The 13611-nt window shown below is 54.1% G+C and carries 16 protein-coding genes and 1 pseudogene; 9 read left to right on the top strand and 8 right to left on the bottom strand.

Features of this window, described 5'->3' with window-relative positions; translation table 11 throughout:
- The first annotated feature begins 2 nt into the window (after positions 1-2).
- The 5 genes and pseudogenes from fliO (at position 3) to rcsA (ending at position 3099) form a co-directional block, all read left to right on the top strand.
- Complete coding sequence (gene fliO, locus C3406_RS13005; RefSeq protein ID WP_103180151.1) at positions 3-377, top strand: flagellar biosynthetic protein FliO; 375 nt, start codon at positions 3-5, stop codon at positions 375-377.
- Positions 377-1114: a flagellar type III secretion system pore protein FliP gene (gene fliP / locus C3406_RS13000; protein WP_103822452.1), complete on the top strand. Its 738-nt coding sequence runs from the start codon at positions 377-379 to the stop codon at positions 1112-1114. Before fliO ends, fliP begins: the two co-directional genes overlap by 1 nt.
- Before the next feature lie 10 nt (positions 1115-1124).
- Positions 1125-1394, top strand: a complete 270-nt coding sequence (gene fliQ / locus C3406_RS12995; RefSeq protein ID WP_032612271.1) for a flagellar biosynthesis protein FliQ — start codon at positions 1125-1127, stop codon at positions 1392-1394.
- A 2-nt stretch (positions 1395-1396) separates the two neighbouring features.
- Positions 1397-2189, top strand: a pseudogene (fliR, locus tag C3406_RS12990) (flagellar biosynthetic protein FliR); the annotation flags it as partial.
- Between the two features lie 286 nt (positions 2190-2475).
- Positions 2476-3099 carry a transcriptional regulator RcsA gene (gene rcsA / locus C3406_RS12985; RefSeq protein ID WP_103822454.1) on the top strand — a complete coding sequence of 208 codons (624 nt, stop codon included), beginning with the start codon at positions 2476-2478 and terminating at the stop codon, positions 3097-3099.
- A gap of 92 nt (positions 3100-3191) precedes the next feature.
- Here the strand turns inward: rcsA and dsrB are convergent, their stop codons facing one another.
- Positions 3192-3380, bottom strand: coding sequence for a protein DsrB (gene dsrB, locus C3406_RS26285; protein WP_197080098.1), 189 nt, complete (start codon positions 3378-3380; stop codon positions 3192-3194).
- Positions 3381-3507: 127 nt separating this feature from the next.
- On the opposite strand from dsrB, the gene yodD reads away from it, so the two are divergent.
- Both yodD and C3406_RS12970 read left to right on the top strand, forming a co-directional pair.
- A complete protein-coding gene (gene yodD / locus C3406_RS12975) occupies positions 3508-3735 on the top strand; it encodes a YodD family peroxide/acid resistance protein (protein ID WP_103822455.1) in 228 nt (75 codons plus the stop codon).
- Between the two features lie 299 nt (positions 3736-4034).
- Positions 4035-4847: a mannosyl-3-phosphoglycerate phosphatase-related protein gene (locus tag C3406_RS12970; protein ID WP_103822456.1), complete on the top strand. Its 813-nt coding sequence runs from the start codon at positions 4035-4037 to the stop codon at positions 4845-4847.
- Here the strand turns inward: C3406_RS12970 and dgcQ are convergent.
- The 3 genes from dgcQ to C3406_RS12955 form a co-directional block, all read right to left on the bottom strand.
- Positions 4829-6502 (bottom strand): cellulose biosynthesis regulator diguanylate cyclase DgcQ, encoded by a 1674-nt coding sequence (dgcQ, locus tag C3406_RS12965; RefSeq protein ID WP_233210565.1) that lies wholly within the window; start codon positions 6500-6502, stop codon positions 4829-4831. The two genes, C3406_RS12970 and dgcQ, sit on opposite strands and share 19 nt — an antisense overlap.
- 126 nt (positions 6503-6628) lie before the next feature.
- Positions 6629-6811: a YodC family protein gene (locus tag C3406_RS12960; RefSeq protein WP_103822458.1), complete on the bottom strand. Its 183-nt coding sequence runs from the start codon at positions 6809-6811 to the stop codon at positions 6629-6631.
- Between the two features lie 78 nt (positions 6812-6889).
- The gene (locus C3406_RS12955; protein WP_103822459.1) at positions 6890-7807 is read right to left on the bottom strand and encodes a DUF808 domain-containing protein; all 918 of its coding nucleotides are present in this window, start codon (positions 7805-7807) and stop codon (positions 6890-6892) included.
- Between the two features lie 177 nt (positions 7808-7984).
- Here C3406_RS12955 and yedA point away from each other — a divergent pair, with 177 nt between their 5' ends.
- A complete protein-coding gene (gene yedA / locus C3406_RS12950; RefSeq protein ID WP_103822460.1) occupies positions 7985-8899 on the top strand; it encodes a drug/metabolite exporter YedA in 915 nt (304 codons plus the stop codon).
- On the opposite strand, the gene C3406_RS12945 is transcribed toward yedA, so the two are convergent.
- The 4 genes from C3406_RS12945 to drpB are packed head-to-tail and all read right to left on the bottom strand — an operon-like array spanning position 8871 to position 11835.
- Positions 8871-9362: a very short patch repair endonuclease gene (locus C3406_RS12945; RefSeq protein WP_103822461.1), complete on the bottom strand. Its 492-nt coding sequence runs from the start codon at positions 9360-9362 to the stop codon at positions 8871-8873. The two genes, yedA and C3406_RS12945, sit on opposite strands and share 29 nt — an antisense overlap.
- Positions 9343-10776, bottom strand: a complete 1434-nt coding sequence (locus C3406_RS12940; protein WP_199182710.1) for a DNA cytosine methyltransferase — start codon at positions 10774-10776, stop codon at positions 9343-9345. The genes C3406_RS12945 and C3406_RS12940 overlap by 20 nt, the downstream gene beginning before the upstream one ends.
- A 49-nt stretch (positions 10777-10825) precedes the next feature.
- On the bottom strand, positions 10826-11521 hold the full coding sequence (locus tag C3406_RS12935; RefSeq protein ID WP_103822462.1) for a phosphohydrolase: 696 nt from the start codon (positions 11519-11521) through the stop codon (positions 10826-10828).
- Between the two features lie 41 nt (positions 11522-11562).
- Complete coding sequence (gene drpB, locus C3406_RS12930; RefSeq protein ID WP_103822463.1) at positions 11563-11835, bottom strand: cell division protein DrpB; 273 nt, start codon at positions 11833-11835, stop codon at positions 11563-11565.
- Between the two features lie 640 nt (positions 11836-12475).
- Between drpB and C3406_RS12925 the strand changes: the two genes are divergently transcribed.
- The gene (locus C3406_RS12925) at positions 12476-13549 is read left to right on the top strand and encodes a porin (protein WP_103822464.1); all 1074 of its coding nucleotides are present in this window, start codon (positions 12476-12478) and stop codon (positions 13547-13549) included.
- Positions 13550-13611 lie beyond the last annotated feature (62 nt).

The following is a 13611-nucleotide window of genomic DNA, read 5'->3' as shown; positions in this document are numbered from 1 at the left end:
GCATGAAGACCCAGGCAGTCGTCTCTCAGCCCTCTGCGGTACCAGGTTCGCCGCTGCTTCAGGTCAGCGGCGCGCTGCTGGGTATTATTGCCTTTATTCTCGTTGCCGCCTGGCTGGCTAAACGCGTGGGACTGGCGGGCAAAACCGCCGGTGCCCGCGGGCTGAAGCTGGCTGCCAGCACCTCGCTGGGCCCGCGTGAGCGCGTGGTGATCGTAGAAGTGGAAGACGCCCGCCTGGTGCTGGGTGTGACCGCCTCGAATATTAATATTCTGCATAAATTGCCGCCTGCGCCGGTCTCTGAGGAGAGTCGCACAGAGGTTCCACAGGATTTTCAGTCCGTGATGAAGAGTTTGCTTAAGCGTTCCGGGAGATCGTGATGCGCCGTTTGTTATCCCTTACGCTTGCCGGTGTTGGCCTGTTCGCTCCCACCGTGTATGCCCAGCTGCCAGGCCTGATCTCCACGCCAATGGCCAATGGCGGTCAGAGCTGGTCTCTGCCGGTTCAGACGCTGGTGTTTATCACCTCGCTGACCTTTATCCCGGCGATTCTGCTGATGATGACCAGCTTCACCCGCATCATCATCGTCTTCGGTCTGCTGCGAAACGCCCTGGGTACCCCCTCCGCACCGCCTAACCAGGTGCTGCTCGGTCTCTCCCTGTTTTTGACCTTTTTCATTATGTCGCCGGTGATCGACAAGATTTATACCGACGCCTATCAGCCATTCAGCGAAGAGAAGATCTCCATGCAGGAGGCGCTGGAAAAAGGGGCGCAACCGCTGCGGGAATTTATGCTGCGTCAGACCCGCGAAGCCGACCTGGCGCTGTTTGCCCGTCTGGCGAACGCCGGGCCGATCCAGGGGCCGGAGGCGGTGCCGATGCGCATTCTGCTGCCCGCTTACGTTACCAGCGAGCTGAAAACCGCCTTCCAGATTGGTTTTACGATCTTCATTCCGTTTTTGATTATCGATCTGGTGATCGCCAGCGTCCTGATGGCGCTGGGGATGATGATGGTGCCGCCTGCAACCATCGCCCTGCCCTTCAAGCTGATGCTCTTTGTCCTGGTGGACGGCTGGCAGCTGCTGGTGGGGTCGCTGGCACAAAGTTTCTACAGTTAAGGAGCGCCCGGTGACGCCAGAATCGGTCATGATGATGGGCACGGAAGCGATGAAAGTCGCCATCTCCGTTGCCGCTCCCCTGCTGCTGGTGGCGCTGGTCACCGGTCTGATTATCAGTATCCTGCAGGCCGCCACGCAGATTAACGAGATGACGCTGTCGTTTATCCCGAAAATCATCGCCGTGTTTGTGGCGATCATTATCGCCGGGCCGTGGATGCTGAACCTGCTGCTGGATTACATGCGCAATCTGTTCACCAACCTGCCCTATATCATCGGCTAGACATGCTGCAAGTTACCAGCATCCAATGGCTTGAGTGGCTCGGCCTCTACTTCTGGCCGCTCCTGCGCATTCTGGCGCTGATCTCCACCGCGCCGATCCTGAGCGAGCGGGCGATCCCCAAGCGGGTCAAGATTGGCCTGGCTATTCTTATCACTATCATCGTGGCCCCGACGCTGCCGCCGGTAAATGTCCCGATTTTCTCCGCGCCAGCGCTGTGGGTCGCGCTCCAGCAGATCCTGATTGGCGTTGCCATTGGCTTTACGATGCAGTTTGCCTTTGCTGCCGTGCGTACCGCCGGGGAGCTGATTGGCCTGCAGATGGGTCTCTCCTTCGCCACCTTCTTTGACCCGGGCAGCCGGCTGAACATGCCGATCATCGCCCGAATCATCGACCTGCTGGCGATGCTGCTGTTTATGGCCTTTGACGGGCATCTGTGGCTGATTTCGATGCTGGTGGATACTTTCCACACCCTGCCGATTGGCGGTGAGCCGGTAAACAGCAACGCCTTTATGGCCCTGACCCGCGCGGCCGGGCTGATTTTCCTCAACGGGCTGATGCTGGCGCTGCCGCTGATTACCCTGCTCCTGATCGTTAACCTGGCGTTGGGTTTACTCAACCGTATGGCGCCGCAGTTGTCGGTGTTTGTCATTGGTTTCCCAATCACCCTTACCATTGGCCTTCTGCTTATCGGCCTCTTAATGCCGCTTATTGCGCCATTCTGCGAACATTTATTCAGTGAAATATTTAATCTGCTGGCCAATATTGTGCGCGAACTTTCTGTGAAGTAATAACCCCTGTTTTTTATATTGTCTTTCTGAGGATATTCCTAAAAAAGAAAACGAGAAACATCTGCCAGGATATATCTGGAGCGGGTTTAATGCTTTTATACTCCTCACATTATTCAACATTTACTTTACTTTAAGATGTTTCCTGGCAAATTATACGTAACTTTACGGGATAGTGAGTTTGCCTGAAAGTCCATGTAATGCTCACAGGTAATTTATTTTTCCATCCCGTTTGGCTGTTATAGAGCTCTCAGGCAGGTGGTTAATTATCGTTATGCATTGAGTGAGGGTATGCCATGTCAACGATCATTATGGATTTATGCAGTTACACCCGGCTAGGGTTAACCGGGTATCTGGCCAGCAGAGGAGTAAAGAAAAAAGAGATCAACGACGTACATACGGTAGACGAGCTTGCCGCCGCATGTGACACCTTTACGCCAGGTGTGGTGTTTATTAATGAGGACTGTTTCATTCACGATCCCGCCAACAGTCAGCAAATAAAGCAGATCATTAATCAGCATCCCGGCACCCTGTTTATTGTTTTTATGGCTATAGCCAATATCCATTTCGATGAATATTTGCGGGTGCGTCAGAATCTTCTGATTAGTTCGAAATCTATTAAACCGGAATCGCTGGATGAACTGATCGGGGATTATTTAAACAAAGAGATAAAGAGTGTAGCCGAGTTTAATTTTCCCACTTTATCATTAAGCCGAACTGAATCCAGCATGCTACGAATGTGGATGGCCGGACAAGGAACGATCCAGATTTCAGACCAGATGAATATCAAGGCGAAAACCGTATCGTCACATAAAGGAAATATTAAAAGGAAGATAAAAACGCATAATAAGCAAGTGATCTATCATGTCGTTCGTCTGACCGACAATGTGACCAACGGAATTTACGTTAATCTGCGTTAACCCCTTCCCTTTTTTGCTACGCAATCCGATCTCTGGCTATGCCAGAGATTTTTCATTTCGGCCGCGCCAGCTCACACCAGCCGACACGCATGTTACTCCACGCTCTCAACGAAAATGCCGTCAGGGTGGCCGTATTCATTAAAGAACCAGATCCCGAGCGGGTAGTCTTCCAGCGAGACCAGATACATCGTGCCTTCATTAAACTGCTCAACTGCCAGTACCACCCCCGGGCGACGCGGCCCGCCGTCGGTTTTGACTGTAACCCGATCGTTGACGTTCATAAAATCCTCCTCTGGTTTTGAGCCAGTGTAGAACAAAACGTGAAAACTGGCAGCGTGCTGCTGCGCGTTTGCCGCTTTTATCGGCGGTCTATACTTAAAGCTGTAAAGGGTAAACGAGGAGTACGCAATGAAGACCGAAAAAGAGTACAGCGAAACGGCTAAACGGGAAGTGAATGTTGATGTGGATGCCTTGCTCGCCGCGATCAATGAAATCAGCGAGAGCGAAGTACAGCGCATAGAGGATGACCCCACAAGGGTGAGAGTGAACGACCGGGATTACCACACCTGGCGCGAACTGGCGGAGGCCTTTGAGCTGGATATCCATGATTTCAGCGTCACAGAAGTGAATCGCTGAGGCGAAAAAAATCCCGGTCATGGGGTGACCGGGATGAAGCTTGCGTATGCAAGAAGCACTTGTAAATTCGTTACACCAGGAAATCTGATGTCGGGTAAACATTATCTGCAAATTTTTTGCAAGACAAGGAAATATTCTTCACATTTATAGTCGCCAGATGAAATTAAAATATTGGTTATGGTTCCCCAACTGGCGTGGGCCGCGGGGTACGCGGGATCGGTTCCATAAGAACATCGTTTTACAGGTCTGTCTTTTAAGAAAAATCCTATCATGGACCTTTATCTGTTACGGGAGATGCTATGCCTTCACTTGATGACCCGTTGCTCATCTACAGCGATCTGGACGGCACATTGCTGGACATTCACACCTATGACTGGCAGCCCGCACTTGGCTGGCTGGAGATCTTACAGGACCATCAGATCCCGGTGATTCTTTGCAGCAGCAAAACCGCGGCGGAGATGCTGGAGATCCAGAGCGATCTGGGGCTGGAGGGGCTGCCCTTTATTGCCGAAAACGGCGCGGTGATCCAGCTGGATGTTCGCTGGGATGACCATCCCAACGCCCCACGGTTAATTAATGGCGCTTCCCATGCTGATATCGTTAACATCCTCAATCAGCTCCGCACCCGGGAAGGTTATAAATTCACCACTTTTGATGACGTGGACGAGCGGGTCATTGGCGAATGGACCGGGCTTAATAATGCGCGCGCGGGGCTGGCGAAACTGCATGAAGCCTCGGTAACGCTCATCTGGCGCGACAGCGATGAGAGAATGGTCGCGTTTGAGGAGGCGCTGGCCGGGCTGGGGCTGAAATTTGTTCAGGGCGCGCGGTTCTGGCACGTCCTGGATGAGCGCGGCGGCAAAGATCAGGCGATTAACTGGCTCAACGAGCAGTACCTGGATCGCGAAGGCGCGCTTCCCACTACCCTCGGCCTGGGTGACGGGCCAAACGACGCTCCGCTGCTGGATAGCGTCGATTTTGCGGTGGTAGTTAAAGGCATTAATCGCCAGGGTATCACGCTCAAAAACGACGACCCGGCACGGGTCTACCATACTCACCAGCCTGGCCCTGCAGGCTGGCGTGAAGCGCTGGATCACTTCTTCTCATCCTGACCCACGACCTGATTGCGTCCTCGCTGCTTCGCCTGGTAAAGCCGGGCGTCGGCGATGGACTGCAGCTGTTCAAAATCGTAATGACCGTTTTCCTGCGCGCTGCTGACACCAATCGACACGCTGATCCGCGTCGTCTGGCTCTTTTTCACCAGGATCTCCCGGTGATTGATGCGCTCGCGGATCCGCTCGGCAATCGCCATCGCCTGCTCCGGCCCGGTGTCCGGTAGCACAACGCAGAACTCTTCTCCCCCGATCCGCCCGGCAACGTCTGACTCCCGTATCGTACGGGTGATCAATCCGGCCGTATGCGTCAGCACTTTATCCCCCGCCTGGTGACCAAATCTGTCGTTAATCCGTTTGAAATGGTCAAGGTCCATCTGCATTATCGAGTAAGGCTGCTTTTGCTGTTCACACCGCTTCGCCAGCGCTTTAGCCCGCTCAAAGAGCGCGCCACGGTTATTTATGCGGGTCAGCGGATCGTGCCAGGCCTGCCACTGCAGCGAGTGTTGCAGGCGGTACATATTGCTGACCATCCGGCGGATGACAAACCACGAGCCAACCAGCATGGCGGTGAAGAGCAGCCACAGCAGCGCCAGCGCGATAGTAATGCTGCCGAAATCGCCATTCGCCCCTTCTCTCAGGGTGTGGATGCGCAGCACAAGACCATTAAAATGATCCAGATGATGCCAGTTGACGTAGCGGCTCCCCAGACGGATATCCCCTTCGGTATCCTTTTCCAGAGCAGCGGCAATTTGCGCCCGCTCGCGCTCGTCGAAATGGTTCACGTTGTCAGCAACACTCTCCGACGTGGCAAGCAGGTTAAAGCCTTTATCATAGAGCTGGAACTCTCCTTCACCGTTGCCGTCTACCGCATCCTGCAGCAGTTTATTCAGCCCGGGGAGGGTAAAATCTAACGCCAGCGCGCCGTACCAGTAATGTTGATAATCGACCGGCACGCTGACGGTAACGGTGCGTTCGTCCGCATCATGGGTAAACCAGCGCACGCTGCGGGTCCGGTTCTCACGCTCCGATTGTCCAGTGTACCAGGGGCTGGTCACCAGCTGATAGTAGCGGGATACCACATCCGCGGCCCAGTCGGCGGGATCGGTCGAGACGTAAAACCCGGCGCGGGAGACATAGACCACGCGCTTCGCGTGTGCCGCTGGAGAATTAATACGCAGCAAATAGCCCATTTCAAAGGTGGCGCTCAACTCCTTTGCGAGCCGCTCCTCGTCGCGTCTCAGGCTGGTGGTTTGCTCCACAAAGGCATCAGACACGCCGTTTATGGGTAAGGTGCGCCGCGCGTCGAAGGTTAGCTGCCAGAACGTTTGTTCCTGCAGATCTTTAAAATGGGCGACGGAATTACGCAGCAGCGTCGAGGCGAGAGGGGCTTCCAGAGCATCGTCCATGCCGTTGCGAAAGAACAGCAGCTTTTCCACGCTGAACTCAAGCTGACGATCCAGTGAATTTGCCACCGTCTCCAGATGGTTTTTCTGGCTGGCGGCGTACGCATCCTCCAGCACCACGGCTTCACGCCAGGTCAACAGCGTGGAGAAGATGAGGACGACAATAAAGCAGATGTTAACAACCCGGCCCGGATGAAAGCGATGTTGTGCCGTAAAAGCCTCTTTTCCTGAAACGATGTCGTGCTTCACACACACTCCGCGAAAGCCACCTTTGCCATCCGTATGACGTCAAAGCCTGACTGATTTTGCTATGTTACTGCTGTTGGCGCGATTATAACCTACAAAAACGCCCGGCAGTGCCGGGCGTAGCGTGACTTAAGCCTTGTCCTGTCGCCGGGTGCCATCACCATGCTGAAGCTCATCTTCACGAAACGCTTCCTGCTTGATGCCGTAACCGTCGTACCAGCGACACTCTACCATTCCGCTTGCATAGCCGGTGACGACCATACTTGGACCGCCATTTTTAGGCTTAACTTCATCGCTGACCAGAAAGACCATAACCGCCTCCTTTATCAGTGTGAAACTGTATCAATTTAGACGAGGAATAGCAGTTACGCCTGGTATAGCTGCAATTTATTAATGCGAGCGACCTCGCATTTTTTCCACAACTTTTACCACTCCGACGACGATGAGGCCAATGATAAAGCCGAGAACCAGATTGAGTAACGTCGGCAAAATGGCTGCGATAACAGCCCCTTGCGCCTCAGCGAAGTGTTCAATGGCATGATGTAGCGGCGCAATACCGTGCACCACAATCCCGCCGCCGACCAGGAACATCGCTAGGGTGCCAATCACCGACAATGACTTCATCAGCCAGGGCGCTATCACCAGCAGCGCTTTGCCGGTCGTCTTCGCCAGCGCATTGCCCTTTTCGTTCAGCCAGTAGCCGATATCGTCCAGTTTGACGATAAGCCCTACCAGACCGTAAACCCCGATTGTCACCAGAACGGCGATCCCGGAGAGCACCAGCACCTGATTCAGCAGCGGCGCATCCGCCACGATACCCAGGGTGATGGCGACAATTTCCGCCGACAGAATAAAGTCAGTGCGAATAGCCCCCTTAACCTTATCGCGCTCAAACGCAACGGGATCCTTTGCAGCCAGCGCTTCCAGGCGTTGCTGCCGCGCGGCCGGGGACTCCTTCTCCTTATCTTTACGCGATTCGATAGAGTGAAGGATTTTCTCTGCCCCTTCAAAACAGAGAAACGCCCCGCCGATCATCAGCAGCGGCGTAATGGCCCACGGGATAAAGGCGCTGATCAGCAGCGCCAGCGGCACGAGGATCACTTTATTGAGTAACGATCCCTTCGCCACGGCCCAGACCACGGGCAGCTCCCGGTTGGCTCGCACGCCCGTCACCTGCTGGGCGTTTAGCGACAAATCGTCACCCAGCACGCCTGCGGTCTTTTTCGCCGCCAGTTTTCCCATCAGTGAAATATCGTCCAGCAGCGTGGCGATATCATCCAGCAGTGTTAATAAGCTACTTCCCGCCAAAATAAGGTTCCTTCTTTTTGTTAATTACCACAACAGTATGGAGTAAAACCGCCAACCTCGAAACCACCCCGTATATGTCAACAAATTCTTCACATCATCGACACAATTAAAGGACTCGCCAGCGTGATAGTTTTCACGTTAACTATATGCCACCTTTTTAATACGCCGTGAGGGAGTATGCGTTTCAGGCAAGTCTTACCATTAGCGGGCGCCCTGTTTGCGCTCTATATCATCTGGGGCTCCACCTATTTTGTCATCCGCATTGGGGTGGAAAGCTGGCCGCCCCTGTTGATGGCGGGGGTGCGTTTCCTCTCTGCGGGGGCGCTGCTGCTGGCGTTTCTTCTCCTGCGCGGCCATAAACTGCCGCCGCTGCGTCCGTTGTTCAATGCCGCCCTGATTGGCGTCCTGCTGCTGGCGGTGGGTAATGGCTTTGTCACCGTCGCCGAGCATCAGAATGTGCCGTCCGGTATCGCCGCGGTGGTGGTGGCCACCGTTCCGCTGTTCACCCTCTGCTTCAGCCGTCTTTTTGGCATCAAAACGCGCAAGCTGGAGTGGCTGGGGATCGCCATCGGGATGGCGGGCATTATTCTGCTCAACAGCGGTGGTAATCTCAGCGGCAATCCCTGGGGAGCGGTGTTGATCCTGATTGGCTCGATGAGCTGGGCGTTTGGTTCGGTCTACGGCTCGCGTATTGAACTGCCCTCCGGGATGATGGCCGGTGCCATTGAGATGGTTACCGCCGGGATCGTGCTGCTGGCGGCATCCCTGCTGTCGGGGGAGAAAATGACCGCCCTGCCCGACCTCTCAGGGTGGCTGGCGGTGGGCTATCTGGCGATTTTCGGCTCGGTGATCGCCATTAACGCCTATATGTTCCTGATCCGCAATGTCTCACCGGCGGTCGCCACCAGCTATGCCTATGTGAATCCGGTAGTAGCCGTCCTGTTGGGTACGGGTCTTGGCGGGGAATCGCTCTCGGCGATAGAGTGGCTGGCGCTGGGGATTATTATTATGGCGGTGGTGCTGGTGACGCTCGGCAAGTACCTGCTGCCAGCAAAACCGGTGGTTACCTCGTGTCAGGCGGAGAAACCGTAAGCGGGCGAATGCCCTGCGTGTCGATCTGCGCGGTGTTACCGCCGCTGCAGATCCACTCTTCCAGCCGCTCCGTGAGCGCCCTGTCATCGAGCTTCATTCTGCCGCGCAGCGCGCACTCCCACACCACCAGGACCCGCCAGCCCTGCTCCTGCAACAGGGTGATATCCCGCGCGTCGCGCACGACGTTTTTACCAATTTTGTCCAGCCAGAAATCGGTGCGGGTCGCCGGGACTTTAAACAGATAGCAGTCGTGACGATGCCAGAAACAGCCGTGGGTAAAGATCACACACGTATGGCTGTCGATGACAAAATCAGGCCGTCCGGCAAGGGCGGCATCCTGCACGCGAAACTCAAAACCGACCTCCGTAAGCAGGCCGGCCAGCCGTTTTTCGATAGCCGTATCCCGCGTGCCGATGGCGCGCATATTTTTACTGCGGGTGGCCTTATTGTGAACGTCCGCCATTCGCGGCCTCAGCCTTGCGTTTCTCAACTGCCTGCAAAATGCGCGGCTCCAGCAACCGGGCGACGGCTGCAAAAGCTGGCACGACCACCGAATTACCAAACTGGCGATAGGCCTGGGTATCCGATACCGGAATGCGGAAGCCGTAGCCCTGCGGGGTTTCAAATCCCATCAGTCGCGCGCACTCCCGCGGCGTCAAACGGCGCGGACGGTGGCGCTGGTTTTCAGCATCATCGAAATCGCGCTCGCCAAGGGCTTTATCCCAGCCACGGTCAATCAGGATCTCGGCGCCATCTTTGTAATAGCGTGCCGACAGCGTGCGGGCGACGCTGTGCGGGTTAGTGGGATCGACCATCCCAAAACCAAAACCGTTGCCCTTCGCCTGATGCTTTTTGGCATAACGATACAGGTACTTCCACAGCACCGGGGTGAGAATGAATTTGGCGTCCACCACGGGCTCAAGCAGATCGGCAATGGTCGGGCGGCGGGTCGGCCACAGCCCCGGGAGATCCCGCAGCGTAAAATTACCGCGCAGGTTGAGATCGCGACGAAAGCCCACCAGCACTATGCGCTCGCGGTGCTGCGGCAGAAAATGTTTACCGTCAACGATCTTAGGATCGTCCGGACCGCTGTCAGCGGCATCTGCCACGTCATACCCCAGCTCATCCAGGGTCTGCATGATGATGCGGAACGTTTTGCCCCCGTCGTGGCTCTTCAGGTTTTTGACATTTTCGAGGACGAAAATTGCCGGGCGCCGGGCATCGATAATGCGCGCCACATCGAAGAAGAGCGTTCCCTGGGTATCACAGGCAAAACCGTGTGCACGGCCCAGCGCGTTCTTTTTCGACACCCCCGCCAGAGAAAACGGCTGGCACGGGAAGCCCGCGAGCAGCACGTCATGGGCGGGAATGTTGTCACGAATGTGCTGCGCCGCCTCTTCGTCCGTCACACCGCTCTGGTTGCTAAGCGTCACTTCACGAATATCTTCGTTGAACTGATGCGTGTCAGGATCGCAATACCAGTTGGCTTTATAGGTACGCACCGCGTGTTTGTTCCATTCGCTGGTAAACACGCACTGACCGCCAATCGCCTCAAAGCCGTGGCGAATACCGCCGATACCGGCGAAGAGATCGACAAAGCGGAAAGCATAGTGAGGATGACAGGCTGGCGGACGAGGCAGCAGGTTTCGCAATACGCTATATTCGCCGTCGCTGAGACGCCGCCCTGCCCGCTCACTGGTCACCAGCCGTTTAATGATTGCCGGGCTCCAGTGACTCTCGCCCTGAGCATTCAGCAGATGTGCCAGCGTTCTGGCATCGTAAATTTCCAGCAGCTGGCACAATAACGCCTGAACTGACGCCGTTGATTTTTCTGCCAGCAAAAGCGCGGACTCCATCACTGATACATTTTCCTGCATACATTTAACCGGGCCAAAAGGGGTTAACAGAGAGTAACACAGAAAGACTTTACAGACTTTCCCGGAAACGCTGTAACACCGCACCGTCGGTGCCTTCGTAATCACCGCGTAGTTCGGCACTCAGCCGGGCCATAAACTGAATTAAAAAGTCAGCGCTCTGGCGCGCCAGCGCACGCCCGGCGGCGGTTTGCATCGTCTGCGGCAGGCGCAGCAATTTGGTCTGAAAATGGTCAAGCGCAAAGGCGCGGTCGTTCAGCTCGCGCTCATCGGCAAAGGGATCTTCCGGGTCGAAGAGAGGCACACCCAGCGCGCCAGAGACGGCAAACACACGTGCCAGGCCAATCGCACCCAGGGCTTCCAGCCTGTCAGCATCCTTCACGATTTTCGCTTCCAGCGTGTGCGGCGCAATGCCGGCACTGAAGCTGTGCGCTTCGATAGCATGGTGAACGGCGGCGTAATGCGCGGCAGGAAAATCGGCAAAGTCTTCACGCAGAATGGCGATCGTTTTGTCCGCTGCCAACTGCGACGAGCGGCCTCGCTGCGGATGATTTTTCGGCAGGCTGACAATATCGTGAAAATAACAGGCGGCCAGGATCGTCAGCGCATCGACCGGCTGGTCTGCCATGAGGCGTTTTGCGGTGTTCCAGACACGACGGAAATGGGAGATATCATGGGCAGTATCATCGCTGGCGTGATGCGCCGTCAGCCAGTTTTCAAAACGTTGCTGCCACTGCACGAGTTCCATAGCACTTTCCATAAAGTGAAAAGCTGTACAATAGCAATTCTTTACCGATCTGACATTTCACGCGGCCGGGTATACCAGGCAATGCTACCGAGGATCGCCCCCACAACACTCAGCACCAGAAAGCCGCACAGGCCTCCCAGCCACTTGCCGGCTGTTGAGCCGGGATCGCATTGAATCATCGAACCGGATACCGAACTGACTTTACTGACGACCCACACATAGCGCGCCATCGCCCAGAGGAAGTAGCCGCAAAAGGCATAAAAGACCCACAGGGCAAGTTTGCCTCCCAGGCTGCGAACGTTTTTCTTTGCCATGTTGTCCTCTCAGCGCAGCAAGACCACTACATTCACACCAATAATATAAAATGTGAAATAAATCACATTTTTCTATTTAATGCACTCTTCTGCACAGATTTTATGCTGTTAATTTGCGTTAAGTTGATCTTACGCAATTTTTAAGCGTGCCTGTTTATTGCGCTGCTTCGCTTATGCGCGAATGAGAGGAAGCAGGAAAGCAATTATATTGCGCTATTTTTTCACTCTCTTTATCCAGATAAACCTGTTTTCTCACGCTTATAATTGTGCAATGATAACGACGTTATGAGCTTTTTTGTCGTTTCATGATTAAACACCCTTAAATTACCCTTATCTTAGCCCGATAATATTATCGGGCTTTTTTTATTCCCTTCTCTCCTCCGCGCAAACATAAATCAACCCAATAAGTTTATACAACCAATAACTCACTGATATAAATATCAATAATCATCGCCTATATTTATTTAAAATTAATAAAATAAACATATAAAGACATTCATATTAATATTTTGAAATAATCTAAATAATTTAGTTACATTTATTTTTAAACAGCAAAAACCCGCCCTGAAATAGTATTACCTCTGTAACCCGGAGGGGATTACGTATATTCATGAAGAAAATACATACAAAGGAATATATAATGAAAAGAAAAGTTCTGGCAGTTCTTGTCCCTGTTTTATTATGCGCTGGCGCGGCTAATGCGGCAGAGATCTACAACAAGGACGGCAATAAATTCGACCTGTACGGAAAAATGGTCGGCGAGCGTATCTGGGACAAGACCGATGATAGCAACAGCGAGAATGCCGATACCTCCTATGCCCGTTTCGGTATCAAAGGCGAAACGCAGATTAGCAACCAGCTGACCGGTTACGGCCAGTTTGAATACAACCTGAACGCCAGCACCCCGGAAGGCGAGCAGGATGAGAGCACCCGTCTGGCGTTTGCTGGCCTGAAATTCGGTGACTATGGTTCGTTCGACTATGGCCGTAACTACGGCGTAGCGTACGATGCAGGTGCGTACACCGATATGCTGGTGGAATGGGGCGGTGACTCCTGGGTTCACACCGATAACTTTATGACTCAGCGTACCACCGGCGTGGCGACCTATCGCAACACTGACTTCTTCGGCGCCGTTGAGGGTCTGGATTTTGCCCTGCAGTACCAGGGTAAAAACAACGATCGTGATATGAAAAAATCCAACGGTGACGGCTACAGCACTTCGCTGGCCTACAACTTCGATGGCTTCGGCTTCGTAGGTGTATACGGTAAGTCTGACCGTACCAACAGGCAGACTGCTGACGGCTACGGCGATACCGCAGAAATCTGGTCACTGGCAGCGAAGTATGATGCCAACAACCTCTATGCTGCGGTGATGTACGGTGAAACCCGTAACATGACCTGGGCGGGAGATGCCGGTTTCGCTAACAAAACCCGCAACGTCGAAGCCGTGGTGCAGTACCAGTTCGATTTCGGCCTGCGTCCTTCTCTGGGCTACGTCTACTCCCAGGGCAAAGACCTGTATGCTCGTAACGGTCATGGCGGCGTAGATGCCGACCTGGTGAACTATGTTGAACTGGGTACCTGGTACTACTTCAACAAAAACATGAACGTTTATACTGCGTACAAATTCAACCTGCTGGATGAAGATGAAGCAGGCATTACTGGCGCACATGCTGACGACCAGTTCGCACTGGGTATCGTTTACCAGTTCTGATTGAGATCGCCAAACGCTCTTAAGCCCGCTGCAAAGCGGGCTTTTTGCTTTCTGTCGCCGCC

The sequence above is a fragment of the Leclercia sp. LSNIH8 genome, from assembly GCF_002920195.1.
Taxonomy (GTDB): Bacteria; Pseudomonadota; Gammaproteobacteria; order Enterobacterales; family Enterobacteriaceae; genus Enterobacter.
Note: the sequence above shows the minus strand (reverse complement) of the source record. Positions and strands in the feature narration are given on the sequence as shown.